Genomic DNA, 26,143 nt, shown 5'->3' on the forward strand with positions numbered 1-26,143 from the left:
CGGTCTGTTCGATTCGTACACATATAAAATTAAAAAACCCTACTTACGTAGGGTTCTTAAATTTTGGACGTGATCGGGATCGAACCGACGACCTCCTCGTTGCGAACGAGGCGCTCTCCCAGCTGAGCTACACGCCCGTAAATCGGTATTACTTCTTTCAACAACATACTTATTATAACAAATATGAAAATCTTTTTCAAAATTCATCTGTTTTTTTCTTCACTCCGTACGCGCGTATAAAATGCTAAAATATCTTATATGGCTAAATTAGTTAGAGGGTTTCGGGATATTTTTGAACCCCAAGCAAAAAATTTTACCCAATTAGAATCTTGCGCCCGCGAAGTGTTTTCTCTTTACGGGTTTAGCGAACTGCGCTTACCGACGGTAGAACAAAAAGAATTATTTGTAAAATCTACCGGAGAAACTACAGATATCGTCCAAAAAGAAATGTACGCTTTTGAGGACGCCGGACACCGCCAACTGGCTATCCGCCCGGAAGGCACCCCCGGTGTAGTTCGTGCTTATTTGGAAAATAATTTTGTCCAACAAGCACCTGTGCAAAAGTTTTATTATATCGGCAATATGTTCCGTGCCGAACGCCCACAAGCCGGTCGTTACCGCGAGTTTGAACAAATCGGTGCCGAATATATCGGCAACTCCGCTCCGGCTGCCGATGCCGAAGTAATTTTAATGTTAAAAGATATCGTTGCTAAATTCGGCGCGAAAAATTATACCGTCAAAATCAATAGTTTAGGGTGTGATAAATGCCGCCCGCTTTACCGTCAAGCGCTGATTGATTTTCTTTCCAACGAAAAAGATACATTGTGCGAAAACTGCCAAACACGTTTGGAAAAAAATCCTTTGCGTGTGTTAGATTGTAAAATTGACGGGGCCCGTTTTGCGGGGCGTGTTCCTACGATGCAACTCTGCCCGGAGTGCCAAGCACATTTTGACGAAGTACAACGCTTGCTCCAAGGTAAAATCAATTTTGTAGTAGATCCGATGCTTGTACGCGGACTTGATTATTATTCCCGCACTGTATTTGAATTTCAGGCGGGTGATGCTTCCCAAAACGCGATTGCGGCAGGGGGGAGATATGATACGCTTGTGAAAAACATGGGCGGCCCGGCTACTCCGGCTATCGGATGGGCCATGGGTGCAGAGCGTGTGATTTTATCACGTGGCGACGTAGCATTTGCCAACCCCAAAAGTATTTACTTTGTGTCCATGGATAAAACTTGCAACGAAGCCGCGTTTAATTTGATGCAGACATTGCGCGCCGCCGGCATTAAAACGGAAGGTGGACTCTTTGATAAAAACATCAAAGGGCAAATGAAACAAGCCGACCGGTGTGGGGCGTCGTACGCGGTTATTATCGGCTCGGACGAATTAGCCGCACGTGAAGTCACTATAAAAAATTTACAGACGGGAGAACAGCAAAAAGTCTCCTTTGATGCTTTAGCAAATGAGGTAAAAAAATTAGTATGAAACGAACGAATTACTGCGGAGATATCACCGCTAAATTACTGGGTACCAAACAAACTTTATGCGGTTGGGTGAACAGTTACCGCAACCACGGCGGAGTGCTTTTTATCAACGTGCGCGACCGTAGCGGGGTGTGTCAACTTGTCGTAGAACCTAATAGTCCGTTTTTTGACATTGCATATGGGCTTCGCAACGAATATGTAATTGAAGTTACCGGTACGGTCAAACGCCGCATTGAAGGCGCCGTTAACCCGAATATGAAAACGGGCGAAATTGAAATTTTAGTGGAAGATTTGAAAGTATTAAATACGTGTATTCCCTTGCCTTTTGACGTGGAAAATTCACGCGGTGTGGCCGAGGAAATCCGCTTAAAATACCGTTACTTAGATTTGCGCAATCCTAAAATGTATGCCAATTTATTATTGCGTCACCGTATCGCGCAAGCCGCACGGCGTTATTTGGATGCGCAAGGTTTCTTGGAAGTGGAAACGCCTATTTTAACCCGTTCTACGCCCGAAGGCGCGCGTGATTATTTGGTCCCGTCTCGTGTGCACCATGGAGAATTTTATGCATTGCCGCAAAGCCCGCAAATGTTCAAACAAACCCTAATGGCCAGCGGCATTGATCGCTACTTTCAATTAGCGCGGTGCTTTCGTGATGAAGATTTGCGCGCAGACCGCCAACCCGAACATACACAAATTGATATGGAAATGTCGTTTGTGACGATTAACGATATTCACGAAATTGTGGAAGGGCTCATGAAGGAAATTTTCAAAACGGCCGGCAAAGAATTGCAAACGCCGTTTATCAAACTTCCGTTTGACCAAGCCATGGATAAATACGGCTCGGATAAGCCCGATTTGCGCTACGATTTGCAACTTGTCAATGTTACAAAATTGTTTGCAAACACCGGCTTTAAGGTGTTCCAAGAGGTGCTTGCCGCTAACGGTGCGATTTATGCACTCAAAGGTGAAAAAGGGGCCGCTTATTCGCGCGGAAAATTAGATAAACTGACCGAACTGGCTAAGAAAAACGGCGCTAAAGGACTTGTATGGCTTAAAGTCAAAGGTGAAAATTACGAAGGTCCCGCGGCTAAATTTTTCACGCCCGAAGAACTGAACGCCCTTAAACAAGCCTTAAATGCGCAAGACGGTGATTTGATGTTAGTAGGTAGTGACGCGCAAAAACGCACGTGTCAAAATTTTATGGGGGCACTACGCAAAGAACTCGTCAAAGAGTTGCCGCAAAAAACCGACTGGGCATTCGCGTGGATTACCAACTTCCCGCTGTTGGAATATATCCCGGAAGAAGATCGCTGGGATGCAGCCCACAATCCTTTTACGGCAGCCGTAGAAGAAGATTTGCCGAATTTGGAAAAAGACCCCGGCTCGGTACGTTCGTATCAGTTTGATTTAGTACTTAACGGAAATGAACTTGCTTCCGGTTCCGTACGTAACTGCCGCCGTGACGTACAAGAACGTATTTTGGCCTTAATGAAACACTCCAAAGAAGACGCAGCCATCCGCTTTGGAATGCTCTTAAATGCATTAGAAGCCGGCGCTCCTCCCCATGGCGGTATCGGCCTTGGGTTAGACCGCATTACGGCACTGCTCGCCGGGGAAGAATCTATTCGCGAAGTGATTGCGTTCCCCAAAACGGCGCAAGCATCGTGTCCGTTAACGGAATCTCCTAACAAAGTAGATGAAAAACAGTTAGAAGAACTTGGTATTGAAATTAGAAAAGAATAATAAAAGTGGGCCGCTTTTTAGGGCGGCCCGGCCTTATTTGTTAAAGAGACTATGAACGAACAAAAAAAATCGCTGATGCCGTTATTATTTACAATCGCCATTTTGCTTATTATTGGCGCGGCGATTTTGTACTCTTCTAATCCGCAACTTCATTGGGCTAATTCCAAAAAATCAAAATCCAATCAGCCGGAGTTATCGTTAGCCCAACTCAAAGCCCAAGAGTTTTTTGAAGACGAAATGGACGAACCGCATAACTCGTCGTTGTCTCCTGACAAAAGATATGCTAGCCAAAACGGGCCGTATACTCCGTCGGCAAGATATAATCAACAATTACAAAACCCTACTACCGGTCAGATATATGACACCGACCGTGATGAATTGTTTATGGATACCGTGTCATCTTCTCCCGCATCAACGTCTTCGCCTTATCAAGGGATGACATCTATATCCCGTTTGAATGCGGAAAATCAAACTAGGGTTACGGCTCGCCAGCAAGTCAATCAATTAGCCGGCAGAGACGTGCGAACCGACAACGCCAATAGACAACAAAAACAACCGCTTGATCCTTTGGCTCCGTATATGTCTGCATTAACAAAAGAACAAGCCAATACGTTAAATCAGCAATTACAAAGTTTGCCCGGTGCCATAGAAGCGGCCGTATTGCGTGCCTTTTTACCTAAAAGTAAAAAAGATATGAATATAGAGAAATATTTATCTCATAATTCCGGTAATAAAAACAGCCCTTTTGCCACATTAGAACAACAAATTGACGGACAAACCGCCGGCATGGTCAACAGTATGAAAAAAGCATTTGGAAACAAGGCGGCTTCCGAAGCATCCAAACAAATGGAAAATTATAAACACGAAGTAATGAATTTGCTTGGACAAGCCAATATAACGAAAGAACAACTCCAACAACAAACGCGTTCTATCAGCGAAAAATATAACCAAAAATTACAGGAAATCAGCCAAAAGAGCGGGTTGGAACGTTTGAAAACAGAACGCGAGGCTCGAGATAGTGCTTTTCAACAAAATTTAGCCGAGTTATATGGTGATGAGATGGCCGGACAACTGGGGGATATCATGGAAAAATACCGTGAAAAAGATTTGCAACTTGCCCAACAAAAAGATATTTCTGCCGAAGAATATTATCGCCAATCGTTAGAAAATCAGCGTGCCCAACGCAAAGAAATGGAACAGGCCTTAGTGGCCAATGGTCAATCGTTAAAAGGGCTGCGTAGTGCCGAGGATCAACGGACGCAAGATATGTTGACTCAAATGCAACAAGAAGAAGAAAAAGGAAATACGGCCCCTCAACGTTATGTAGCCAGCCCGGAAGAAAAAACGGCTTTTGCCCAAAATTTAGAGAAAGAACGCCAAGAAAAAAACAGTACGGCCCGAACTATTTATGGCGCGGCCGGGGCAGAACTTATAGATTCTATTTATCGTGAACATGATGCCAAGGCCAACGAAATTTTAAGCCGCCGTGATTTGTCCTACTTAGAAATGCAAACGCAATTAAATCAAGTCCGTCAAGAGGCTAACGAAAAGTTGCTCAAACTCCAACAATCTCCGAAAATGCAAGAATTACGTGAGACTAATCAAGTAAATATGACGATGGATAAACTGATGAAAGATCCGGCGCTTGCCCATGCAGAACCGGCACAACGGCAAGCCTTTGAACAACAAGCCCGCCCGATTTTGCAACATATGTTCTCTCGTATAAATGCGGTTAGCGACGATCCGAATTTGTCTGCGCAAGAAAAGCAACAAAAAATTCAAGCCATTCAAAATGAGGCCCAGCAACAACTGGCCGGACAATAAAATAAATTAACGAAAAGTTATTTTCCGTCCACAAAATCGGCTTTGGGGAAATAGTGGTGTAAGATTGTTTTGTAATCTTGTCCGGCATCGGCGCGCCCGGCGGCACCGGTTTGATCAAAGCCCACGCCGTGTCCCCAACCTCCGCCGTAAAACACAAAGTATTTTAATTGGCGGTTTTCATAATTGGGTTCTACCATAAAATAACTGCTGCGAAGCATTCCTAAACTTAAATTATTGCGTATCACATTTTCTTTATTAAGGGTAATACTACCTTTGGTTCCTTGCACAAGTAACCGGCTGACATAGCCCGATTTACCGCGGTGCAACGGAATAATGGCTTTAATTGATCCGATATCTTTTTTCTTACGTTTAATGATTTCTCTTAATTCTTTTTCTTCCACCACGCGTACCCATCTAAATGCTGCCATACTTACATTTTTATCATAACGGCTGTAAGCATCATTATCGTATTGCAATAAATTTTTGAACTGATACGGTTGCAGGTTATCAAAGTCAAAATTCTTATAATCGGATACGGGGTGTAAATAAGGTGTTTCACTCCAACCCGCTTCTTTAGAACTTTGTGTAATACCACCGCAATTGGCCGAGAAAACGCTCTCAATCGGTTTTCCGTTATACGTTAAAATCTCGCCGATAGTAGATTCTACGGCAGCGTTAGCGCGTTCGCTTTCCGCACTTACTCCGCCATACACTTGACAGTTTTGCGTATCGCACAAATCAAAGCCGTATGCTTTATGTTTTCCTAAATGTTTCAGGGCATACGTGCGTGCAAGTACCGCTTGTGCGCGTAACGCATCCATGGGGAATTTGATCGGCATTTCCGAAGAAATGACCCCTTGCAAATACTCATCCACCGTCAGTATATTGATAGGAACTAATGTATTAAGGCGCGTATTATGTACAATTTGCAATTTGCCGCGATATTCTTTGTCGTCCATGCTGGCCCATGTCATACCCGCGCCGCTCATCAACTTTTTTACCAAAATCGTATGGCCTTCTCCTGCGGTGTGGGATACGGGGCTTACCGTTATTGATTTGGAAAAAGCCGTTTTTTTACCGGTTGGTGAAACTAAATAGGAATGCCCTTTTTCTAACACCACCGTCCAAAATTCTTTTGCATTTCCGCGCAAAATTTCTTTTCCTTTATCATCGGTAACCGTAAAATCATGGGAGGGGGAAAATTGTAAATTATCGCGCGCGGGAGGTTTGCCGCTGGGCCCCATACCCAGGCCTACTTTAATTTCCTGCGGATATTTTTTACCGGCAGGAATAAGCATCATTTTAACAAGGGTATGATCATCTCGTTGTTTCGTAGCGGTCAGTTCTTTTTCGGTGCGGGTAAGTTTGGGCAGTAATCTGGCAAGTGCATTTCGTACGGTATCATTATTTTTTTCAAGCGCGTAAATCATACGGTATTGACGGTATGATTCGTTGTAATTTTTTGTTTTTTCTAAGGCATGGGCATAGTGCATTTTGGCTTCTATAAATTGATGGTCGTACTCGGAAGCCACCTTAAAATGTTTAACGGCAGATTTATAATCTTTTTCTTCTTCGTACAGTATCCCCAACAAATAGTGCGCTAATGCGGTATGTACTTTCCCGTGGGTGGCCAACCGTAAATTGTATTTCGCCAATTTCTTTTCGCCTAAACCGATTTGTGCGCGCGCTAAATTAATATGTAACAACTCCGTGCGTCCGGGCGGTTCAGACAGTTGAGAAAGGAGCATCTCGGCACTGGCATATTGGCCGTCGGACAAATAAGCATCGGCGGCAGTTTGAATTACTTCGCTGTCTTGCGGATATAAACGATAGGCCGCCGTAGCAATATCTACGGCCAGTTTAGGGTTGTTTTGCTCCATAGCGATAAAGGCCGCGTTTAAAAAAGCATCTCTTTCTTGCGTTTCTTTGGATAACGTGATATAGGCGGATAATGCCTTTTCCGGTTGGTGCGAAAAATACAAATCAGCCGCCTCTTGTAGCCGTTCTTCCGTCGGTAATTGAGCGGTTTGTGCCCACGCATTAAATGTTGCAAAACAACACACGAAAATCAGTAAAAATTTTTTCATACGCTTGGTAACTGTACTTATTTTATCATATTACCCGTCCATGCTTTTAGTATAATAAACGTATGACATTACCTGTTCCTAGTTGGCTTAAAGAAATGGTGGGGAAAAATAAAGCCGCCTTGCGTTCGGCAGTGGCGTTGTCGGCGGAAGATTCGTTGCAACGTTACGCTTTACATACCGTTTGTCATGCGGCCAAATGCCCCAACCGAGGGGAATGTTTTAATTGTGGGGACGCTACCTTTATGGTGCTTGGCGAACGTTGTACACGCGGATGCCGATTTTGTGCGGTATCACGCGAAACGCCTTTGCCGCCCGATAGTACCGAGCCCGAACGCGTTGCCCAAGCCGTTGACGAGTGGCATATCCGCTATGCGGTGTTAACTATGCCTACGCGTGATGATTTACCGGATGGCGGTGCCGCTCATTTTGCACGTGTAATTAACGCTATTCACACCCGCACGCCGGATGTTTGTATTGAGCCGCTTATCTCCGATTTGCAAGGTAATCAAGAATCATTAAAAACTATTTTATCTGCACGGCCCAATGTGTTGGCGCACAATGTGGAAACGGTAGAAAAATTGTACCCTTTTGTACGCGCCGGCGCTCAGTATAAGCGTACACTAACGGTATTAGAAAACAGTAAAAAATTGGCGCCGCATATTTTAACGAAATCGGGTTTTATGGTAGGGCTGGGCGAAACGCAAGAGCAAATCAGCCAATTACTTGGTGATTTACGCTCTGCCGGTGTAGATTTGCTTACCATAGGGCAGTATCTTGCTCCGTCCGCCAAGCACTATCCGGTAGCACGCTATCCCGAGCCGGAAGAATATAAAGAATGGGAAAAGCAAGCCCTATCCCTTGGTTTTAAGGGAGTTGCCGCCGGGCCGCTTGTGCGCAGCAGTTACCGGGCGGGGGCGCTTTTCCGTGCGGCTAGCGCAAAAGATAAACAAATTCGTACGGATAAGGTATAATAAATTTATGAAGAAAATTTTTTCCATTTTACTGGGTTGTTTGTGGTTGGCCGCGTGTGCCGGAAATCCGCCTGCATGGTGGAACCCGACCGGTCGTTCTTATGACAAAACAGAGAAACAAAAAACGGTTCGCCCGGTAGCCACGCAAAATCGTCCACCGCAACCTATGGAAGAATTAGATATTTCGTTGCAAGATGAAGCCTACGAAGAAATGACACTTACTCCTTTGCAAGATGAAGAAGGGGAAAATGAGTCGGGTGATTCTTCGGCGCAGAGTATTGTGCCGGCGGAAGATGAATCGTTCTTGCCGCCACCCAGTATTTTACAAGAATAGGTATATCTACCTTAATAACTCGTCTATATCCGGATAAATATCTTCCAGCGACTCATATACTTTGAACGCCCGTTCACGTACAAATGTGTCGGGCTGTTTAATTTGCGGAACAACGCATACGCGCATTCCCGCCGTAATGGAAGAGGTCGCTCCGGCAATAGAATCTTCAAAGGATAAACACTCGCTCGGGGCGGCGTGTAATTTGGAAGCAGTAACTAAATAAATCTCTGGGTCTGGTTTCGGTTTAGATACATCTTCCGAGGTGGTAATGACCGGAAAAAATTGACGGACTCCTTTTTTATCTAACAAAAAATCTACCCACCGCCGGATATTTGACGACGCAAGCGCCAGCAGAAAACCGCGCTCGCTAAAATACCGTACCGCTTCTTTGGCCCCGGGGCGGAAATCTACTTCGCCGCCGTTAAAAATATAATTTTCAAATTCATCATACGCATAGCGGTATAATTGTTTAACATCCACGGCACCCTTAAAATAGTTATCAATAATTTTAGCCGCATCGGACGTACTCATCCCTACGCATGCTTCATAGAGTTCAAAAGGGAAGGTCTGCCCCATTTTGTCAGCGGCACGTTGGTAACATAAAAAATAAATCGGTTCGGTACTTAACAAAAGTCCGTCCATATCAAAAATGACATGTTTGATCATAATTACATTGTATAATTTTCGGCTGTTCACCGGGTATGTTGCTTATTTTATATAATATAGATAGTTATGAAATACGGTATGAATTTTCAGGATATTATATCCGCTTTGAACACCTATTGGACGAAACAAGGGTGCATCCTTGTTCAGCCCTATGACGTAGAAAAAGGAGCCGGTACATATAACCCGGAAACTTTTTTCGGCGCGCTTACTAAAAAACCTGTCAGCCGCGCCTATGTAGAACCTTGCCGCCGTCCCGCTGATGGCCGCTATGGCGAAAACCCCAACCGCTTGGGCAAATACTATCAATATCAGGTTATTATCAAACCTGCTCCGGCAAACATTCAAGAACTTTACTTAAATTCGTTAAAAGCCATCGGTTTAGATCCCAAACAGCACGACGTGCGGTGGATTGAGGACGATTGGCAATCGCCTACATTAGGGGCTTCCGGCGTCGGTTGGGAAATTTGGTTAGACGGTATGGAAATTACACAGTTTACCTATTTCCAAAATATGGCCGGTTATGCGTTAAACCCCATTACGGTAGAAATTACCTACGGGCTTGAACGTATTGCGATGTACTGCCAAAAAGTGGATAACGTCTTTGACGTGCGCTGGAACGATAACGTCACGTACCGCGACGTACACCACGAAGGCGAACGTCAATTTTCGCACTATTATTTTGAAGAATCTAACGTGGAACACTTGCGTCGTTATATTCAAGAATGTGAAGAAGAATGTTTTGCACTTTGCAAAAAAGGTTTATACCTTCCGGCGTATGATAACACCATGAAACTGTCACACTATTTTAATATGTTAGAAGCGCGCGGCGCGATTAGTGTATCCGAACGCACTAACAACATTACCAAAATTCGCAACTTGGCCAAAGCGTGCGCTAAAGCGTATGTGGAAAGTGTGGAAAAGAAAGAGGAGGCCGCGAAATGAACGCTTTGTTAGAAATCGGAGTAGAACATTTACCGGCGCGGTTTATGAAACCGGCATTAGCGCAATTGGAAAAATTAGCCGCAGATTTATTGACGGAAAAACGTATTTCTTATGAACGTATCAATGCGTTTGGTACGTACCGCCGGTTGGTGGTGGAAATTGTCAATATCGCGGACAAATCGGCTGACGTACAAAAAGAAGTCAAAGGGCCGCCCGCTAAATTATTAAAAGATGCCAACGGAAATTTCACCCCGCAAAGCGCCGGGTTTGCCCAAAAGAACGGTATTGCTCCGGAAAAATTAACCGTTGTAGAAACGGACAAGGGGCCTTTTATTTACGCTAAAGTCAAAATCAAAGGTGAAAAGACCGCTAAATTATTGCCTGAAATTTTTACGCGTTTGGTTACCGGACTTGAATTTGCCAAAAATATGATTTGGGAAGAATCGGGGCTTCGTTACGGTCGCCCGATTCGTTCGCTGATCGGTCTGTACGGAAATAAAGTAATTAAATTTACGGTGGCCGGGGTAACTTCCAACAGAAATACCTATCCGCTCTCGTCGTTTGGGCGCAAACCGATTAAAGTAGCAACCGCCGATGCAAAAGTATATGCCGAACTCTTACGCAATCAACCGCAACCTGTTTTGGTAATTCCGCAAGAACGTAAAGACGCCCTTATTAAAACGGTTTCCAATGAAGCCAAAGTGCGCGGATATCAAGCCGATTTGGATGAAAGTTTAGTGGAAGAAACGGTGTGGTTTACCGAACACCCGGTGGCGGTAAGCGGAGACTTTGAAATTAAGTTTTTAACGCTGCCCAAAGAACTTATTACTACCGTCTTAAAAAAACAAATTAAAATGTTCCCGGTGCTTAACAATAAAGGGGAATTACAACCGTATTTTATTGCGGTACGTGATGGTATTTCGGTGAATCAAAACGAAGTGCAAGGCGGATTCAAAAAAGTAATGTCGGCACGTTTATCCGATGCGGTTTTTTTCTTTGAAAACGATAAAAAAGAAGGCCTTGAAATCTTCAAAAATAAACTTAAAAACATTTCGTTTTTAGAAGGACTCGGCTCTATGTATGAAAAATCACAACGTACCCAACAACTTGCGTTGTGGTTGTGTGAAAAAACAAATCAAACTGCCTTAAAAGATACGGTAGATTATGCCGCTTCGCACGCATATGCAGATTTGGCCAGTCACGTCGTATATGAGTTCCCTGAATTACAAGGCTATATGGGGGGACAATATGCCGCGTTGGAAGGCCATAAAGATGCCGCTAAAGCGATGGAAGAATTTTACTATCCGCTAACGAGCACCTCTGTTTTGCCGTCGGATAAGGCCGGGCAATTGGTATCTCTGGCCGGGAAAATAGATACGCTCGTAGGTAACTTTTTAATCGGTCAAATTCCGACGGGGAGCGAAGATCCCTTTGCCTTGCGCCGTCAAGCCTTTGGGGCGGTACGTATTTTATTGGAAGGCGCATTCCCGGTTTCCTTAAAAGAATTAGTGGAGAAATCACTTTCGTTATATCCGGCGCAAACGGCCGATAAAGGCACCAAAGAACTCCCCGCATTTTTAAAAGCACGTGTGGCGCTTGTGCTTGAACAACGCGGGCATCAACCGGGTGTATTAGACGGTGTTTCCGATTGGTATGAAATGCCGCTTACACAAGTAGAAGCTCTTGTCAGTGCGTTAGAAACCGTTAAAACAGATGCGGCATTTGCCGCCGTATTGGAAGCCGCTAAACGGGTAAATAACATTTTGAAAAAAGCCGATGGAGTGTCAGCGCAGATTGACGTATCGCGTTTTGAACTTCCGGCTGAAAAAATGTTATTTGAAACCGTGCAGCAAGTGGAAAAACAAATGGCTGCTTTACCGCAAACTACCGATAAAAACGGCTATTTAAGCCGCTTAAAAACGTGTACTGCCTTCCAAGCTCCGCTAGAGACTTTCTTTAAGGAAGTAATGGTTAACGCCGAAGACGTGGCCGTACGCAATAATCGCCTGGCATTACTCGCGCGCGTACGTACGTGTTTAGCGCAAACCGGCGCGGATATTACACGGCTGTAAAAAATCGTAAAAAGTAACAAAACGGGACGCATAAAAACGTCCCGTTTTTTTCATTTTTCCGACGGTAAAAATAATTTTAAAATTACCCCTTGACAAATTTTACTTTTCCCTTATACTAGAGATATGAGTTGTACATCCGTAGGCGGTTGGGTGTCATGCCGGATGTGGGGTGCCCGTGAGATGGTGCCCGTTGCAGATGCTAATTGCCGGTTGGCCTTGTGAAAGGGCGTTGCATGAATGTGGCGGAGGGTCGTTCCCGAAGTCGTGGTTTGGGCAAGGCGTTCGCGGGGTGGATCGGACGGCGTGGGCGTAGCGTGATGAGCGTTGGGCTTGCGTGTGACAGATTAGATGTCTGGCTTTGAGTAGGGCCGATTGGTTGGTGGGCCGTATTCTTAGTGTGGGTTCTGTGCCCGGTTGATAGTTTGCTTCGGCGGGGAGGAAGAATCCTTAAGGTGTGAAGTAAATCCCAAGTTGCCTGCAAGTAGTACATGCTGCAGTAAAGGAGTAATGATGAAGGTGCAAAACTAGTCCCCTCGGTTGGATAAACCGGGGGGCTTTTTATTGTGCAATAGTTTGAAGTGTAACAACAGAAGCAGTTTCTTCTTTGAGTCCAAAATTCTCTGAAGTGTGTAACGGATAGGTAAGATATTGGTTTAAGAAACGTCGGCAGACATTGTTACATTTAGCAAGAGAAAGCAAATCTTCCGGCTCACTAAAAAGCAAATTGCTAAATTTATCTTCGTGCATTTTCTGCCAAAATTCCGGAGAAATATGTAATACCGGGTGGTCTAACCCGAACCCGGCCAGCATCATGAGCCGCAACGTAAACGCCGCTTGAAAAGCGGAATTAGCACCGTTTTGTTCAAGTTCCGTTAATGCTTGATATAATAATTCAAATTTTCCTTCGCTCGGTTGGTGTAGTGGCGTTAAACGCATCATTAACTCACAAAAGTGCAAGGCTAAGGATACACGTTTTAAATCGTTGCGGATGGCCGGAAAAACATTTTCTAATTTACCACCTGTCAGCGTGCCCATTACACCACCCCCGCGAGTATAGATACGCATATCCGCACAGATAAGCGGTTCGCTAAGAGCTTTTAATTTCCCCGTCGGACGAAGCACCCCGGGAACGCGCAAATTAAGCCGTCCGTGCTCACGGGTATATACACAAAGCACGCGGTCGGTTTCCCTAAAGGCTTGGCGAAGCAGTACAATGGCTTTATCGGTAAATATCATTGTAATAAGCATAGCAAATTTTAACCCGGTATTCTATATAGGACCGGACCTAGAAAATTTTTAGGTCTTTTGGCCGTTGTGCATATGGAAAAATTTAATCTACAATAAAATAAAGAAGTAGGATAATAAGGAGAAGAAATGAAAAGAAAACTTTTATTAACCGGAGTTTTATTGAGTTGTCTGCCGGCTGTTTGTATGGCCCAACCAGAGATTGAGGGTCTCATACAAGTGGGGAAAGCAGTCACAGGCGGCGGGAAAATTTCCTCCGAGATTACAAACGCGTTGACTCGAACTGCAATGGAACAAATCCGAGCGACGGAAGAAGCCGCAAACGCAGTTTTAACCAATTTACCCAAAATGGGAGTTGAACAAACACGTGTGGCGAAAGAAGCATCCGCGGGGACGACTAACGTGCCCGGGGTGGGAACGGTGCGTTCTTTTTCGGTAACGGGAGATTTGAATATTGATTACGGATTAGAAGTACCTACCCGCCGGGGGCATACGGATCATTTCGTGCCGATGGATTTAGAAAAAATCATCCAACGTTGGGATATAAACTATAAAAATGTAGATTTGCAAACCCGTTGGCAAGAAATTGGCGGAAAAATGGAATATAATAACCAACAGTCATTAGTGCAGGATATCCACCGCTTATATGAAGGGCAAGGTATTCCGGCACAAGAAATTCTTACCAAACAAGATGTTCTCATTTATACCTTACCGTTTGATGGAATCGTTTATTCCGGACACGCGCAATCTCAATCGTTACAGAAAAAAGATGCCATTGTTGTTTTTTATCCCAAACGAAACCGGGGGCAATTGGTAAAATTTGACAAAGACGGCTTACGGTTTTATCGGTTAAAACCCGATACGGTAGTAGAACCTTAAAAACTGTTTGATTAGAAAATCCGGCTTAATCCGCCGGATTTTTTAATGAAATTTTTGCAAATAATCTTCGGAAAAGATATAATAGTTGTGAGGTTTTTTTAACACTTTTGTAAAAAACCCTTTGAAATTATAAATAGGAGATACGTTTTTTTCAGTTCGCCTTGCGGGCCAGAATTAACGTATAAGAATAACATGTTACCGACATACAGACCTAATAAAAGAAGACGTGCTAAACACATTGGTTTTAGAGCTCGCATGGCTACTGCCGGCGGACGCAAAGTGCTTAGTGCTCGCCGTGCCAAAGGCCGCCACGAACTTATCCGGGCCTAGTTTTTATGCCCAAGCAGGGTTTGCCGCACTCTTGCCGCCTACATCTTAAACGTGATTTTGAGCGCGTTATTTTAGGCGGCATTAAATTAAAAGGAAACGGACTTATCGTGTGGTACGTGGTACGAAATGATAACCGCCCATCCCGCTTTGCAGTAGTCGTTTCCCGCAAATTAGGCCCTGCTGTAGTACGTAACCGCATAAAAAGATTACTGCGGGAAGTTTTCAGACTAAATAGAAAAAATTGGGCGGACGGCATTGATATTATCGTTAGTCCGCGGGATAGTGAGAAATTAAGTAATTTGCATGCCGTGCAAGAAGCACTCAAGTCAATTAGCGGTCAGACCGCATTACTTAAACCGCTATCCGCCCCGAATGAGTCGGGGGAGAATTAAATGCAACGGTTTTCTCGTTGGGTTACCCAACTTACACTAGGCATACTTACGGCAGGAATGGTTGTCGTGCGACCTTTACTCGGGCCGCGCGGTGTTTGCCGTTTTACGCCGACTTGTAGTCAGTATGCAAAAGAAGCCATTGTTAAATATGGTGCGCTAAAGGGCTGTTATTTAGCCGCCCGGCGTCTATTAAAATGCCACCCTTTTCATGAAGGTGGATACGACCCGGTGCCCTAATCGTTTTTCTATCCGTCTGTTTTTCCCGTTTGCTTAGACGCACATGTCTAGGCCGATTAAGGAGTTTCTATGAACAGACAGTTTTTGACTACGCTGATGATTTTTCTGTTATTTTTAACAGGATATAATCAGTTTGTAGTTGTCCCACGCGCCAAAGCCGCTCAACAAGCCGCTGAAGAGCAACTCAGAAAACAAGAACAAGAAAAACAAACCGCCGCTACACTCGTTCGTGCGGGGGAAACGGCACTCGTAAGTAAAGAATCGGCTACTGCTCCCAAACCGGAAGAACTGATTACGTTAAATTTGCCGCAAGCAGATGTAACGTTTTCTTCTAAAGGGGCCGGTATCAAAACATACTTATTCAAAGATATTTTGGGAGATGTGGACTTGACTCCGTACGACGGAGAAGGCTATTTTTCCACCTTGCCCGAAATTGACTTTGTTGAATATTCCCGCACCCAAAATTCCATTACGTTTACCGGGGATATTATTGCCGGTTTTTCCGTTCAAAAAACATATACATTTAATGAAAACGGCATCAACCAACTTACGGTATCGTTTCATAACAGCACCGGACGCGATTTGACACTTTCGCCTTGGAAGTGGAATTTCGGCCCCGGTTTGGCTACCGTCAAAAGTGAAATGAACGATAACGAGCGCGAGTCTAAAGCCGTTTATCTCGTGCAAGAAGAAGATAAACGCAAACCGACGTTGGAAACATTCACACCCAAAAGCAAACAACCTTCTTTACCGTGGATGTGGGCCGGACTTGAAAACCGTTACTTTTTAGCAGTGCTTATTCCGCAAGAGTGGACTCCCGGTGAATTATCCGCCCAAAAAGTAACTGTCGGCAAACAAAAACGCTTTTTCGGTTTATCCGAAGGAGAGTTAGACGGCCCGGCGTTGCAAATTGCCGTACCCGGTGTAACCGTCGCCGCGAAATCTACCGTATCATATAAGTCCGATTTTTACTTCGGGCCGAAAGATTATAAAGCCTTCTTAAAATTACCGTATCACTTTGAACGCAGTATCGCGTTCGGGTTTTTCGGTTCGCTGGGTAAACTGGCCCGCAACGTATTAGAGTGGTTATACGGTTGGACGGGGAATTACGGCGTTGCTATTATTTTGATGACTATACTTATCCAGTTGCTTTTACTGCGCTTTACGGTGATGCAATTAAAATCAGCCGCGCAAATGAAAAAAATCCAACCGGAAATGAAACGCATTCAAGAAAAATACAAAGGCAACCCTGAAGCCCTCAACCGTGAAACATTGAACTTATATCGTAAACATAAGGTCAATCCGTTATCAGGGTGCTTGCCGTTACTGATTCAGTTACCGATTTTCTTAGCGCTGTTTAATGCACTACGTACGTCGTGGGCGTTGCACGGGGCTAAGTTTGTATTGTGGATAACGGACTTGTCGTCTAAAGACCCGTATTACATCTTGCCGCTTTTAATGGGTGCGGTGATGTTCTTCCAACAACGTCATTCTATGCCGGCGGGAACAGATCCGGCACAAGCCGCTATGTTCAAATATATGCCGCTTATTTTTACGCTGTTGTTTATGAACTTCCCATCGGGATTGGTGTTGTACTGGTTGACGAACAGTTTGCTGACGTTTGCAATTCAAGTCACATTAAACCGTCGTATTGCTAAAACTAATTAAGGAGATTTTATATGCCAAACAAAATTAAAATAGAAGCCAAAGAAGTTTCGCAAGCTATTACCAAAGGCCTTAAAAAATTAGGATTGCGCCGTGATCAAGTGGAAGTATCCGTCTTGCAACAACCTAAAAAAGGCTTTTTAGGAATCGGTGCCAAGGATGCTATTGTGGAATTACGTCCCAAACGTTGGAGCAGTGCCGATTTGGATGCGCAAATTTATATGGATATTCCCAAACGCAAAGGGGGAAAAGGCCGCAACGGACGTAACGGAGGACGCCGTTATGCCCGCCGCCGTACCGAAGATTTAGAAGTTCGTATTCCGCGCGCCGAAAGAGCCCCTAAAGAAAATGAACCTCAACAATTACCGTCGGAAGAAATTCGCAATGCCGTAATTCCGGAAAATTTGAAAGCCCCCATGCAAGAAGCCAAAGAACACTTGGAACAAGTGCTTACGCATATGGGCGTAAAAGTGGAAAATCTCAATGTTTGGTGGGACGAAAAACAACAACGCATTTTGCTTACGTTTGATTGCGACCACCCGGCTATAGTTATCGGTAAAGAAGGCAAAACGTTAGAGGCCATACAATACTTGTCCACGCTTGCGTTAAGCCGCCACTTTGACAAACCGATTTCGGTGATTACCGATACGCAAAACTATTGGCGCAAAGCCGAAGATAAACTCAATGCCGAAATTGAACGCGGTATTGAACTGATTAAGAGCGGTCATAGTGTATTTCGTTTCCGCCCGATGCCGGCGCAGCTTCGCCGTTATATTCACCGTGCATTAGAAGGTAACGAATATGTCACCACGGCGTCTGAAGGGGAAGGAAAATGGCGCAAAGTAACCTTCCGTCCGACGGAAAAAGTGGCCGAACTCTTAAACACGCGTAAAGCCCCGGCAGATTTTGTACCCGGTGTAATCGGGGAAGATAAACCGGAAGAAACGACAGCAACACCATCTTCCGAAACACAAGTCTGCGCTGAAGTAACCGTAAATGCGGTCATGGAAACACATACTACGCAAGATGGGGTAAAAGTGGAAGAAACGGCGGTTATGGAAACGGTACAAACCGTACAAGAACCCGCCGCCAAAACTACTCAAGCGCAACCGTCCACCGCACCGGTGACTACGCAAGAACAACCTGTTGCCCAATCTACGACGGAAGCCAAACCGCAAGGAACGGCTGCCGATTGCGGTCCGTTATTTGCAACCGCTACGGAAAATACCGAAAATAAATAAACGGTTTTCCCTAACAAATATCCGCCCTTTTCCAATTATGGATAAGGGCGGTTTTTTTGATTGCTTTAACAAAATATCGCCAGCAAGCAAGATGACAAAAAAGATAGGGGGATATAACTCTTGAAAAATACACTAAAAAAGGGGTGCGTTTACGCCCTAAAATTGATAAAATAATGGTATGCAATCTACTATCTGCGCGCTTGCAAGCGGACAAGGGGGGGCAGTAGCCTTGGTGCGGCTGTCCGGCCCGGACGCGCTTGTTATTACGCATACGCTTACCAGTAAAACGCAACTCTTTGAGCCGCGGCGTCAAACTTTTTGCTCTATTTACGACGGAAAAAACATATTAGACAAAGCCCTTGTTACCTACTTCAAAGCCCCGCACTCATTTACGGGCGAAGATGTCGTGGAGTTTGCCTTGCACGGCTCGCCGTATATTATCGGACGCACGTTAGAGTTATTATGCCAATCCGGTGCGGTTCCCGCCAAACGGGGGGAATTTAGCCAGCGCGCTTTTCTCAACGGCAAAATGGACCTAGTGGAAGCGCAAGGACTCTGCGACCTAATTGCCGCCGGGAACCAATCCGCCCACCGTCTAGCCATGAACGCGTTAGACGGCAAACTAAGCGGCAAACTAAGCGAAATTAAAACAAAACTAACTGAACTTTTAGCACAAATTGAAGTACGTTTAGATGATGTTGACGAAGAAATGACGCCTCTTTCCACCGATTTTATTACACAAGAAATTACCGCCGTTTTAACCGCTATTAGAACCTTAACCGATACATTTTCCGTCGGACGTTTAATTAAAGACGGACTGAAAGTGGCTATCGTCGGCGCCCCTAACAGCGGTAAATCCAGTTTATTAAACGCACTTGTCGGTTTTGACCGCGCTATTGTGACCGATGTATGCGGCACCACGCGTGATACCGTGGAAGAAACTTTGGAAATTAACGGTCAAAAAATCCGGTTAACCGATACGGCAGGGATCCGTGCTCACGCATTAGATGTAGCCGAGCAAGAAGGTATGCGCCGCAGCAAGCGTGCCATGGAAAATGCCGATGTCATCTTGTTTGTATTAGACTCGTCTCGCCCTGTTTGTGCGGAAGAAAAACAACTGTGGCAAGATATTCAAACGCAACACAAGCGTACGCTTATCGTGCTCAACAAAACCGATAAACCATCTTCGGGAAAAATAGATTTAGAAAACGTAACACAGTACACCCAATTTACCGTTTCTTGTAAAACGGGCGCCGGACTAAATGAATTAAAAAACACGCTAACCGCTCCCATGAACGAGGTAGAAAAAGACAGTTTGCTAATTTCCAATTTACGCCATTATGAAGAATTATTACGTGCGCAAACGGAATTGGAAAGCGCACTGATGCAACTCACTAAAAACGCAGGCGGCGAAATTTATGCCGAACATTTGCGCGGTGCCCTGACGCACTTAAAAGATTTAATGGGAGAAGTAACGCCCGACGATATTTTAGGCGTTATTTTTTCCAAATTTTGTATGGGGAAGTAAAAAATGTTTGTTTGCAGTGAACAATATGACGTAGTAGTTATCGGGGGCGGACACGCCGGATGCGAGGCCGCTTTGGCGGCTGCCAAACTCGGTGCCAAAACACTATTACTTACGCAGAATTTAGATACAATTGCTCAAATGTCGTGCAATCCGTCTATCGGCGGAATTGCCAAAGGGCAAATCGTGCGCGAGATTGATGCACTCGGTGGGGCCATGGGCCGCGTAACCGATTTTTCCGCCTTGCATTATCACATGTTAAATACCGGCAAAGGTCCGGCGGTACACTCACCACGTGTCCAATGCGATAAAAAAGTTTATCAATTCACGTTTAAGCATTTTTTGGAACTGCAACCTAATTTGGATATTATGCAAGATGAAGCCGTCCGGTTGACAACCACCGATAACAAAATTGACGGAGTCTTGACCTTGCGTGATACGCTCTATCACACTAAAACCGTTATTTTGACGACGGGAACTTTCTTGGGTGGCACCATTCACATCGGCACGGTAATGACACCCGGTGGACGATATAACGATATGCCGTCCAACTTGCTTTCTAAAAATTTAAGTACAGAACTTGGCTTACACTTAATGCGTTTTAAGACGGGCACCCCTATGCGTATTAACGCACGCGGACTTGATTATTCCAAATTTCGTTTGCAACCATCGGACAACCCCTTGCAACCGATTTCCCATTTTACCGACGAAAAAGAACAGCAAAAACGAAAGTTTTTAAGTTGTTATATCACGCATACAACTTTGGCTACCGATAAAATTTTACGCGAAAATTTCCAACGCTCGGCTATGTACGGCGGCAATATCCACAGCCAAGGGCCGCGGTATTGTCCGTCGGTAGAAGACAAAATTAAGAAATTCCCGGAAGTAACTTCCCACCCGCTATTTTTAGAGCCGGAAGGCGCACATACCGAAGAATTTTACATTCAAGGGTTTTCTACCAGTATGCCCGAAGACGTGCAACGCGCGTTGATTGCTTCTGTACCCGGTATGGAAAATGCCTCTATTACGCGTATGGGATATGCGGTGGAGTATGATTGCTCCGATCCCATGGACTTATACCCACATTTGGAGAGCAAAATTGGCCCCGGTTTATTTTGCGCCGGACAAATTAACGGTACAACCGGATACGAAGAAGCCGGCGGACAAGGGCTGATGGCGGGTATCAATGCCGCACTAAAAGTACAAGGCAAAGAGCCGTTCGTGTTGCGCCGCGACGAGGCATATATCGGCGTTTTGATTGACGACCTGGTTACCAAAGGCGTCAATGAGCCATACCGTATGTTCACCTCGCGTGCCGAATATCGTATTTTACTACGTAACGATAACGCCGATTTACGCTTAATGCCCCATGCATTCCGGTTAGGATTGTTAGATAAAACCTATGAACCCGCTTTTGAAAAATATCGTGCCTTATGCGACACGTTAAAAAATAACATCAATGCAGTGATTTGCGAAGATCCGGATTTATTTCCTTGGTCGGCAGAAAAAGCACGCAGACACGCTGATATTCACCATAAATACGAAGGCTATTACGAACGTAACAAAAAAGATGCCGAGAAATTAGCCGAAGTGGATGCCATAAAAATTCCGGAAGGATTTGATCCGTCAACCGTGCGCGGACTCTTATTTGAAAGTGCGCAAAAACTGCGCGAAGTTAAACCACAGACCTTGGGGCAAGCAAGTCGTATCCCGGGGGTTACACCGTCGGATATTCAACTGCTTGCTGTACACATTGAGCGGTTTAGGAGACTGAAACATGTGGCAAACGCTCGTTAATTTTGCTGAAAAAATTGAGTTACCGCTGTCGGCCGAGCAAGCCCAAACATTGGTTCGTTATGCACAATGTGTATGGCAGAAAAAAGATTTTTTGAATTTAACCAGTGCGGCTAGTTTAGATGAGATTTTAACGCGCCATATTTGCGACGGTTTACAAGGAGCCGCGTGCGTACGAAACTTGGCCGATAAGCGGCCAGAAAAGATTTCGCTTATTGATGCAGGCTCGGGGGCGGGCTATATCGGTTTAACGATTGCCGCAGCATTACCGAATGTACAAGTAACACTTATAGAAAGTTTGGAAAAGCGGTGTGCGTTTTTGAATTGGACAATTTTGAATATAGGACTTAAAAATGTGCAAGTAAAACAAGTACGCCTCGGCGAGAAAAAAGAATTACAGGCCGATTTTGTTACCGAGCGGGCGATGGGACAACTCTCCGATATTTTAGGCATTTGTTTATCCGCCGTAAAATCGGGCGGATATTTCGTAGCGTATCAGGGGGAAAATTCGCTTGCGTCGTCGGTTCCGGCACAAAAATATGCAGGCCGATTTATACGGGAAATACCGTACGAATTACCTTGTGATAAAAGACATCGCCACTTGGCACTGTTTGAAAAGGAAGTACAATGAGTAATAATTTTTTCTTTAAATTTATGCTCTCGTTTTTGCTGGTGCTCGGGATCGGACTAGCCGTCGGAGATGCATGGGAAGTGGGGGATGTGGTCAAAGCCGTTTTTTCCGACAAACCGGCTTCACACACTAAAAAATCTGCAGGGGAACCGGTCCCGTTAAATACGACATCCAGTGCACTTACCGTTCCTAAAAACAGCGGGGTAGCAGGGGGCGCTGGATTAGAAGGATTGCCGACACAAGCCATTCGTCCGCAAGATTCTTATCATAAAGTCCGGTGGGCCCCACCACCGCCCGGATTTCTGACGGCTGATACATTTAACTATTTAATTTATCGCGAAGACGCTCCCGTTACGCAAAATATCAAAACCGTATTGGATAATATCCACGGTAATTTAATGCTGGACTTAACGCCTTTTACGTTGGTAGTCAAGCCGAATAAAATTTTAGTTATGCTCTTTAATACGCGTGACAGTTACCACAATTTTACGCATTTGCCTTCGTGGTCAGGGGCATCGTCCGATTTGCAATCGGATAGTATGTATGTTATTGAGGGAAATAGTTTCTTCCCGCTTTCCGTGCACGAATTGACACACTTGTATTTTGACGGATATTTTCTGCCCACGATTTCCCCATTGTGGATAAGCGAAGGAATTGCCGTGTATATGCAAATATACGAGTCTAAACAAAGGCCCCAGTGGATTGATGATAGTTTGCGGCGCATTTTAGCGGGAGATATCATTCCGCTTGAAGAAATGACCGCCACCGAAGATTTAAATTCCTACGATACTGCCAAAGCCGAGCTTTGGTACACGCAAGCATATAGTTTGGTAGATTATCTGCTTAACCACCGTTCGCGTGATGAATTTTACAAATTATGTACCGAGTTAAAAAATAAGACGCCCTTGCACCAAGCATTATATCGTACGTACGGTATGCCGTTTAATAAAGTTAGCGTATTGCAAAACGTATGGTTACACGATTTACAAAAGGCCTATCAGGAAGGGCGTATTTTGCAAGCCCCGCCGCCGTCGGCTATGACGCAACTTCCGCCGGCAGACGGTATTACACCCGCCGGGAAACCGTCAACCAAATCAGGGGCAAATGTATCAAAACCGGCGCCTAAACAGGCTCCTAAACCGGCCCCAAAACCGCAACCGCAAAAAACAAAAATTAACAAATTACAAACGGTGCCGGTGCCCAGTTATTCGGGGGGATTTTAATATGACCACATGGACACATATTCCCATTATGGCCAGCCAAATCGCCGATTTGCTACTACAAAATCCGGATGGAATATATATAGACGGAACCCTTGGCCTTGGCGGACATACCAAATACTTTTTAACCCGGTTAGGCCCGAAGGCCCGTATCTTAGGATTTGATAAAGACGAAGAAGCTCTTGCAATGGCACAAGAACGGGTCAACGACAAGCGTTTGCTAGCCTTTCACGCCAGTTATACCCAAGCCCCTGAAAAGTTGCAAGAAATGGGAATAAACGGGGCCGATGGTGTTTTGTTTGATTTAGGGTTAAGTTCGTATCAATTAGATAATCCGGCACGCGGGTTTAGTTTGCTGCAAAATGGACCGCTGGATATGCGTTTTGATTTATCGGCCACGTTAACGGCTGCGGATATAGTCAATACGTTCTCGTTAGATGACTTGGTACGTATTTTAACCGACTACGGTGAAGAACGTAATGCCCAAAAAATTGCCCTGGCTATTATGGCTGCGCGTAAAAACGCGCCTATTCAAACGACACAAGATTTGAAAAATATTGTAGAAAATATAGTACCGCGTTATGGGAAAAAACATCCCGCTACGCAAACGTTTCAGGCCCTTCGTATTGCCTGTAATAAAGAATTAGAAACGGTTGAACAAGCCTTAAAAACATTAGACCAATTGGTACGTCCCGGCGGCCGTGCGGCCGTACTGACGTTTCATTCGTTAGAAGACCGTTTGGTGAAAAACTATTTCAAAACATTAGCGCAAAGCGGACAATGGACGTTAATTAATAAACACGCATTAGCCCCCGATTATAATGAAGTCCGTCAAAATCATCGGGCCCGTAGTGCTAAATTACGTGTGATAGAGAGGAACAACTAATATGCCGATTTTCAGAATTATGTTTTTAATGGCCCTTATTGCTTTTGGGGTGGTGTGGATTCGTATTGAAGTAAATCGTTCGGGCCGGGCAGTAGGTATCCTTCAAAATGATGTAGAAATTAAAGAAGCCCGCAACCAGTATTTGAAATTGGAAATTTTACGTTTGTCTAATCCGCAAACTATTTCCGAACTGGCTAAAGAAAAATTCGGCTTACAACCTATTGAACCATCCCACGTAGTAGTATTGGATAAATAATATGCGTAAATCGGTTTCATCTCCACTTGTTTTTAACATCAAAAACCGCATGCGTACGCTGGGGCTTTTGATGTTGTTAATCCCCTTGGTTATTTTTGTACGTCTTTTTTATATGCAAACTTTCTTGCATGAAGAATTTGCGTCCAAAGCCGAACGTGCTATTTATAACTATTTAGCCGAAGACCGTATCCGCGGTAAAATTTTAGATGTTAACGGCAAAGCCCTGGCCGAATCCGTACGCACACATTCGTGTGGTATCAGTAAACGCTACGTCATAGATAAAGAGAAAACCATTGATTTTCTTTCCAAAACATTAGATATTCCCAAAAACCGTTTAACAGAAAAATGGAACCGGGCCGGACATTTCTTTTTTGTAGCCAAAAAAATCAAGCCCGATACCTATATCAAAATTGCCGACGTATTGCATACACCGTTAGGGCAAGGTTTGGAACTGACACCCGAATATGAACGTATCCATCCTTACGGAGAAAGTGCTTTGGATATTATCGGCTCGGCCAACTCCAAAAATTTAGGCTTATCGGGTATTGAACAAATGTTTAATACGGAACTAAGCCAAGATATCAGCAAAAAGCGGGCCAAACACGCTCGGCGCGGGGCAGTTATTTATGACCGTAAATTAAAAAATGAAGTACAAGTGGGAAACGTATATCTAACCATAGATGAAGTTGCCCAATTCTATGCCGAAAAAGCCTTAAAAAAGGCCGTTGATGACGTGGGTGCGGAACATGGTATTGCATTGGTGCAAGAACCGAAAACAGGCCGTATTTTGGCCGCTGCTTCTTATCCCATAAAAGACGGGCAATCACTTGCGTTTCAATTTACGTATGAACCGGGCTCTACTTTCAAAACGATTGCGGTGGCCTCTGCTATTGATGCGGGAACCGCCAGCATTACCGACAGCGTATATATGGAAAACCGTAAATGGGAAGTAGTTAAAGGTTTTACGGTTCGCGACAACCAACATGATAAAGACTATTTGTCTATCCCGGAAATCATGCAACTATCATCTAATATCGGGGCCGGAAAGATAGCGTTGGAACTGGGGGCAAAAAATTTATTTTATTATATTAAGTCATTTGGGTTTGGCTCTAAAACCGATATCAATTTTAACGGAGAATCTAAAGGAAGTTTAACGCCGCATACCAAATGGACCAAAGTGGATACCGTTACTAAAGGGTATGGCTATGGGGTTGCCGTAACTCCTATCCAACTCATTACGGCTTATTCCGCTATTGCTAACGGGGGAACCCTTATGCAACCGCATTTAATAGACCATATTGAATATGAAAACGGTAAAATAGAAAAGCGGGCTAAACCGATTAAAATACGTAATGTTTTTCATAAAAAAGATACTGCCACTATTATGACAAAAGTATTACAAAGTGTGGTAGAAAACGGCTCGGGGAAACGGGCGCGGATTGCGGGATATAATGTAGCCGGAAAAACAGGGACGGCCGAGAAATTGAGTGCCGGCGGAGGATATGGGAAACGTAGTCACGTGGTATCTTTTTGTGGGTTTGTTCCGGCGACGGATCCCCAATTTACGATTTTAGTGATTTTAGATAACCCGGCGAAATATGCTTTCGGCGGAACGGCGGCGGCCCCGGTGTTTAAGGAAATTGCAGAGCCGCTTTTGGCGCGCAAAGGTGTGCCGCCCGATCAATTAGATTTTTAATTTTTATTGAGGAGATT

At 44.5% G+C, this 26,143-nt stretch carries 23 protein-coding genes and 1 tRNA gene; 20 read left to right on the forward strand and 4 right to left on the reverse strand.

Features of this window, described 5'->3' with window-relative positions; translation table 11 throughout:
• Positions 1–64: 64 nt before the first annotated feature.
• Positions 65–137: transfer RNA gene (locus tag ACQY3H_RS05645), tRNA-Ala, on the reverse strand.
• A 121-nt stretch (positions 138–258) separates the two neighbouring features.
• Here ACQY3H_RS05645 and hisS point away from each other — a divergent pair.
• From hisS to ACQY3H_RS05660, 3 genes are read left to right on the forward strand one after another with little or no spacing between them, the layout of a single operon-like run.
• On the forward strand, positions 259–1,488 hold the full coding sequence (gene hisS / locus ACQY3H_RS05650; RefSeq protein ID WP_428075602.1) for a histidine--tRNA ligase: 1,230 nt from the start codon (positions 259–261) through the stop codon (positions 1,486–1,488).
• Positions 1,485–3,233, forward strand: a complete 1,749-nt coding sequence (gene aspS / locus ACQY3H_RS05655; RefSeq protein ID WP_428075603.1) for an aspartate--tRNA ligase — start codon at positions 1,485–1,487, stop codon at positions 3,231–3,233. Before hisS ends, aspS begins: the two co-directional genes overlap by 4 nt.
• 51 nt (positions 3,234–3,284) lie before the next feature.
• The gene (locus ACQY3H_RS05660; RefSeq protein ID WP_428075604.1) at positions 3,285–5,057 is read left to right on the forward strand and encodes a hypothetical protein; all 1,773 of its coding nucleotides are present in this window, start codon (positions 3,285–3,287) and stop codon (positions 5,055–5,057) included.
• Between the two features lie 17 nt (positions 5,058–5,074).
• Here the strand turns inward: ACQY3H_RS05660 and ACQY3H_RS05665 are convergent, their stop codons facing one another.
• Positions 5,075–7,144, reverse strand: a complete 2,070-nt coding sequence (locus tag ACQY3H_RS05665; RefSeq protein WP_428075605.1) for a SpoIID/LytB domain-containing protein — start codon at positions 7,142–7,144, stop codon at positions 5,075–5,077.
• 62 nt (positions 7,145–7,206) lie between these two features.
• Between ACQY3H_RS05665 and lipA the strand changes: the two genes are divergently transcribed.
• Positions 7,207–8,115, forward strand: coding sequence for a lipoyl synthase (gene lipA, locus ACQY3H_RS05670; protein WP_428075606.1), 909 nt, complete (start codon positions 7,207–7,209; stop codon positions 8,113–8,115).
• A gap of 7 nt (positions 8,116–8,122) precedes the next feature.
• On the forward strand, positions 8,123–8,449 hold the full coding sequence (locus ACQY3H_RS05675; RefSeq protein ID WP_428075607.1) for a hypothetical protein: 327 nt from the start codon (positions 8,123–8,125) through the stop codon (positions 8,447–8,449).
• Positions 8,450–8,455: 6 nt separating this feature from the next.
• Here ACQY3H_RS05675 and ACQY3H_RS05680 read toward each other — a convergent pair whose 3' ends face one another.
• The gene (locus ACQY3H_RS05680) at positions 8,456–9,115 is read right to left on the reverse strand and encodes an HAD family hydrolase (protein WP_428075608.1); all 660 of its coding nucleotides are present in this window, start codon (positions 9,113–9,115) and stop codon (positions 8,456–8,458) included.
• A 78-nt stretch (positions 9,116–9,193) separates the two neighbouring features.
• Between ACQY3H_RS05680 and ACQY3H_RS05685 the strand changes: the two genes are divergently transcribed.
• Both ACQY3H_RS05685 and glyS read left to right on the forward strand, forming a co-directional pair.
• Positions 9,194–10,057, forward strand: a complete 864-nt coding sequence (locus tag ACQY3H_RS05685) for a glycine--tRNA ligase subunit alpha (protein WP_428075609.1) — start codon at positions 9,194–9,196, stop codon at positions 10,055–10,057.
• Entirely contained in the window at positions 10,054–12,129 is a 2,076-nt protein-coding gene (glyS, locus tag ACQY3H_RS05690) for a glycine--tRNA ligase subunit beta (RefSeq protein WP_428075610.1), read from the forward strand. The genes ACQY3H_RS05685 and glyS overlap by 4 nt, the downstream gene beginning before the upstream one ends.
• A gap of 558 nt (positions 12,130–12,687) precedes the next feature.
• Here the strand turns inward: glyS and recO are convergent.
• Positions 12,688–13,365 (reverse strand): DNA repair protein RecO, encoded by a 678-nt coding sequence (recO, locus tag ACQY3H_RS05695; RefSeq protein ID WP_428075611.1) that lies wholly within the window; start codon positions 13,363–13,365, stop codon positions 12,688–12,690.
• Between the two features lie 138 nt (positions 13,366–13,503).
• Between recO and ACQY3H_RS05700 the strand changes: the two genes are divergently transcribed.
• From ACQY3H_RS05700 to ACQY3H_RS05760, 13 genes are all read left to right on the forward strand, one after another.
• Positions 13,504–14,253 (forward strand): hypothetical protein, encoded by a 750-nt coding sequence (locus ACQY3H_RS05700; protein ID WP_428075612.1) that lies wholly within the window; start codon positions 13,504–13,506, stop codon positions 14,251–14,253.
• A gap of 192 nt (positions 14,254–14,445) precedes the next feature.
• Complete coding sequence (gene rpmH / locus ACQY3H_RS05705; protein ID WP_087287867.1) at positions 14,446–14,583, forward strand: 50S ribosomal protein L34; 138 nt, start codon at positions 14,446–14,448, stop codon at positions 14,581–14,583.
• Positions 14,584–14,588: 5 nt separating this feature from the next.
• Positions 14,589–14,975, forward strand: coding sequence for a ribonuclease P protein component (gene rnpA, locus ACQY3H_RS05710; protein WP_428075613.1), 387 nt, complete (start codon positions 14,589–14,591; stop codon positions 14,973–14,975).
• Entirely contained in the window at positions 14,976–15,212 is a 237-nt protein-coding gene (gene yidD / locus ACQY3H_RS05715) for a membrane protein insertion efficiency factor YidD (RefSeq protein ID WP_428075614.1), read from the forward strand. It begins immediately after the preceding gene.
• Between the two features lie 69 nt (positions 15,213–15,281).
• Positions 15,282–16,880, forward strand: coding sequence for a membrane protein insertase YidC (gene yidC / locus ACQY3H_RS05720; RefSeq protein WP_428075615.1), 1,599 nt, complete (start codon positions 15,282–15,284; stop codon positions 16,878–16,880).
• An 11-nt stretch (positions 16,881–16,891) separates the two neighbouring features.
• The gene (gene jag, locus ACQY3H_RS05725) at positions 16,892–18,118 is read left to right on the forward strand and encodes an RNA-binding cell elongation regulator Jag/EloR (RefSeq protein WP_428075616.1); all 1,227 of its coding nucleotides are present in this window, start codon (positions 16,892–16,894) and stop codon (positions 18,116–18,118) included.
• 178 nt (positions 18,119–18,296) lie between these two features.
• Positions 18,297–19,646 (forward strand): tRNA uridine-5-carboxymethylaminomethyl(34) synthesis GTPase MnmE, encoded by a 1,350-nt coding sequence (gene mnmE / locus ACQY3H_RS05730; protein ID WP_428075617.1) that lies wholly within the window; start codon positions 18,297–18,299, stop codon positions 19,644–19,646.
• Between the two features lie 3 nt (positions 19,647–19,649).
• Positions 19,650–21,440, forward strand: a complete 1,791-nt coding sequence (gene mnmG / locus ACQY3H_RS05735; RefSeq protein WP_428075618.1) for a tRNA uridine-5-carboxymethylaminomethyl(34) synthesis enzyme MnmG — start codon at positions 19,650–19,652, stop codon at positions 21,438–21,440.
• Positions 21,421–22,068 (forward strand): 16S rRNA (guanine(527)-N(7))-methyltransferase RsmG, encoded by a 648-nt coding sequence (gene rsmG / locus ACQY3H_RS05740; protein ID WP_428075619.1) that lies wholly within the window; start codon positions 21,421–21,423, stop codon positions 22,066–22,068. The genes mnmG and rsmG overlap by 20 nt, the downstream gene beginning before the upstream one ends.
• A complete protein-coding gene (locus ACQY3H_RS05745; protein ID WP_428075620.1) occupies positions 22,065–23,291 on the forward strand; it encodes a hypothetical protein in 1,227 nt (408 codons plus the stop codon). The genes rsmG and ACQY3H_RS05745 overlap by 4 nt, the downstream gene beginning before the upstream one ends.
• A 1-nt stretch (position 23,292) precedes the next feature.
• Positions 23,293–24,174 carry a 16S rRNA (cytosine(1402)-N(4))-methyltransferase RsmH gene (gene rsmH, locus ACQY3H_RS05750; RefSeq protein ID WP_428075621.1) on the forward strand — a complete coding sequence of 294 codons (882 nt, stop codon included), beginning with the start codon at positions 23,293–23,295 and terminating at the stop codon, positions 24,172–24,174.
• Position 24,175: 1 nt separating this feature from the next.
• Positions 24,176–24,430 (forward strand): hypothetical protein, encoded by a 255-nt coding sequence (locus ACQY3H_RS05755; RefSeq protein ID WP_428075622.1) that lies wholly within the window; start codon positions 24,176–24,178, stop codon positions 24,428–24,430.
• Between the two features lies 1 nt (position 24,431).
• Positions 24,432–26,126, forward strand: a complete 1,695-nt coding sequence (locus ACQY3H_RS05760) for a peptidoglycan D,D-transpeptidase FtsI family protein (protein WP_428075623.1) — start codon at positions 24,432–24,434, stop codon at positions 26,124–26,126.
• The last annotated feature ends 17 nt before the right edge of the window (positions 26,127–26,143 follow it).

The organism is Candidatus Avelusimicrobium luingense, assembly GCF_902757105.1.
GTDB classification, from domain to species: domain Bacteria; phylum Elusimicrobiota; class Elusimicrobia; order Elusimicrobiales; family Elusimicrobiaceae; genus Avelusimicrobium; species Avelusimicrobium luingense.

Bases quoted from the DNA above. Each gene is read 5' to 3' on its own strand.
- ACQY3H_RS05660 (WP_428075604.1), top strand. From the start codon at position 3,285: ATGAACGAACAAAAAAAATCGCTGATGCCGTTATTATTTACAATCGCC.
- ACQY3H_RS05675 (WP_428075607.1), top strand. From the start codon at position 8,123: ATGAAGAAAATTTTTTCCATTTTACTGGGTTGTTTGTGGTTGGCCGCG.
- lipA (WP_428075606.1), top strand. From the start codon at position 7,207: ATGACATTACCTGTTCCTAGTTGGCTTAAAGAAATGGTGGGGAAAAAT.
- mnmG (WP_428075618.1), top strand. From the start codon at position 19,650: ATGTTTGTTTGCAGTGAACAATATGACGTAGTAGTTATCGGGGGCGGA.
- rsmG (WP_428075619.1), top strand. From the start codon at position 21,421: ATGTGGCAAACGCTCGTTAATTTTGCTGAAAAAATTGAGTTACCGCTG.
- ACQY3H_RS05665 (WP_428075605.1), bottom strand. From the start codon at position 7,144: ATGAAAAAATTTTTACTGATTTTCGTGTGTTGTTTTGCAACATTTAAT.
- recO (WP_428075611.1), bottom strand. From the start codon at position 13,365: ATGATATTTACCGATAAAGCCATTGTACTGCTTCGCCAAGCCTTTAGG.
- jag (WP_428075616.1), top strand. From the start codon at position 16,892: ATGCCAAACAAAATTAAAATAGAAGCCAAAGAAGTTTCGCAAGCTATT.
- rsmH (WP_428075621.1), top strand. From the start codon at position 23,293: ATGACCACATGGACACATATTCCCATTATGGCCAGCCAAATCGCCGAT.
- rpmH (WP_087287867.1), top strand. From the start codon at position 14,446: ATGTTACCGACATACAGACCTAATAAAAGAAGACGTGCTAAACACATT.
- ACQY3H_RS05755 (WP_428075622.1), top strand. From the start codon at position 24,176: ATGCCGATTTTCAGAATTATGTTTTTAATGGCCCTTATTGCTTTTGGG.
- yidC (WP_428075615.1), top strand. From the start codon at position 15,282: ATGAACAGACAGTTTTTGACTACGCTGATGATTTTTCTGTTATTTTTA.
- yidD (WP_428075614.1), top strand. From the start codon at position 14,976: ATGCAACGGTTTTCTCGTTGGGTTACCCAACTTACACTAGGCATACTT.
- aspS (WP_428075603.1), top strand. From the start codon at position 1,485: ATGAAACGAACGAATTACTGCGGAGATATCACCGCTAAATTACTGGGT.
- ACQY3H_RS05745 (WP_428075620.1), top strand. From the start codon at position 22,065: ATGAGTAATAATTTTTTCTTTAAATTTATGCTCTCGTTTTTGCTGGTG.
- rnpA (WP_428075613.1), top strand. From the start codon at position 14,589: ATGCCCAAGCAGGGTTTGCCGCACTCTTGCCGCCTACATCTTAAACGT.
- ACQY3H_RS05700 (WP_428075612.1), top strand. From the start codon at position 13,504: ATGAAAAGAAAACTTTTATTAACCGGAGTTTTATTGAGTTGTCTGCCG.
- mnmE (WP_428075617.1), top strand. From the start codon at position 18,297: ATGCAATCTACTATCTGCGCGCTTGCAAGCGGACAAGGGGGGGCAGTA.
- hisS (WP_428075602.1), top strand. From the start codon at position 259: ATGGCTAAATTAGTTAGAGGGTTTCGGGATATTTTTGAACCCCAAGCA.
- ACQY3H_RS05685 (WP_428075609.1), top strand. From the start codon at position 9,194: ATGAATTTTCAGGATATTATATCCGCTTTGAACACCTATTGGACGAAA.
- ACQY3H_RS05760 (WP_428075623.1), top strand. From the start codon at position 24,432: ATGCGTAAATCGGTTTCATCTCCACTTGTTTTTAACATCAAAAACCGC.
- ACQY3H_RS05680 (WP_428075608.1), bottom strand. From the start codon at position 9,115: ATGATCAAACATGTCATTTTTGATATGGACGGACTTTTGTTAAGTACC.
- glyS (WP_428075610.1), top strand. From the start codon at position 10,054: ATGAACGCTTTGTTAGAAATCGGAGTAGAACATTTACCGGCGCGGTTT.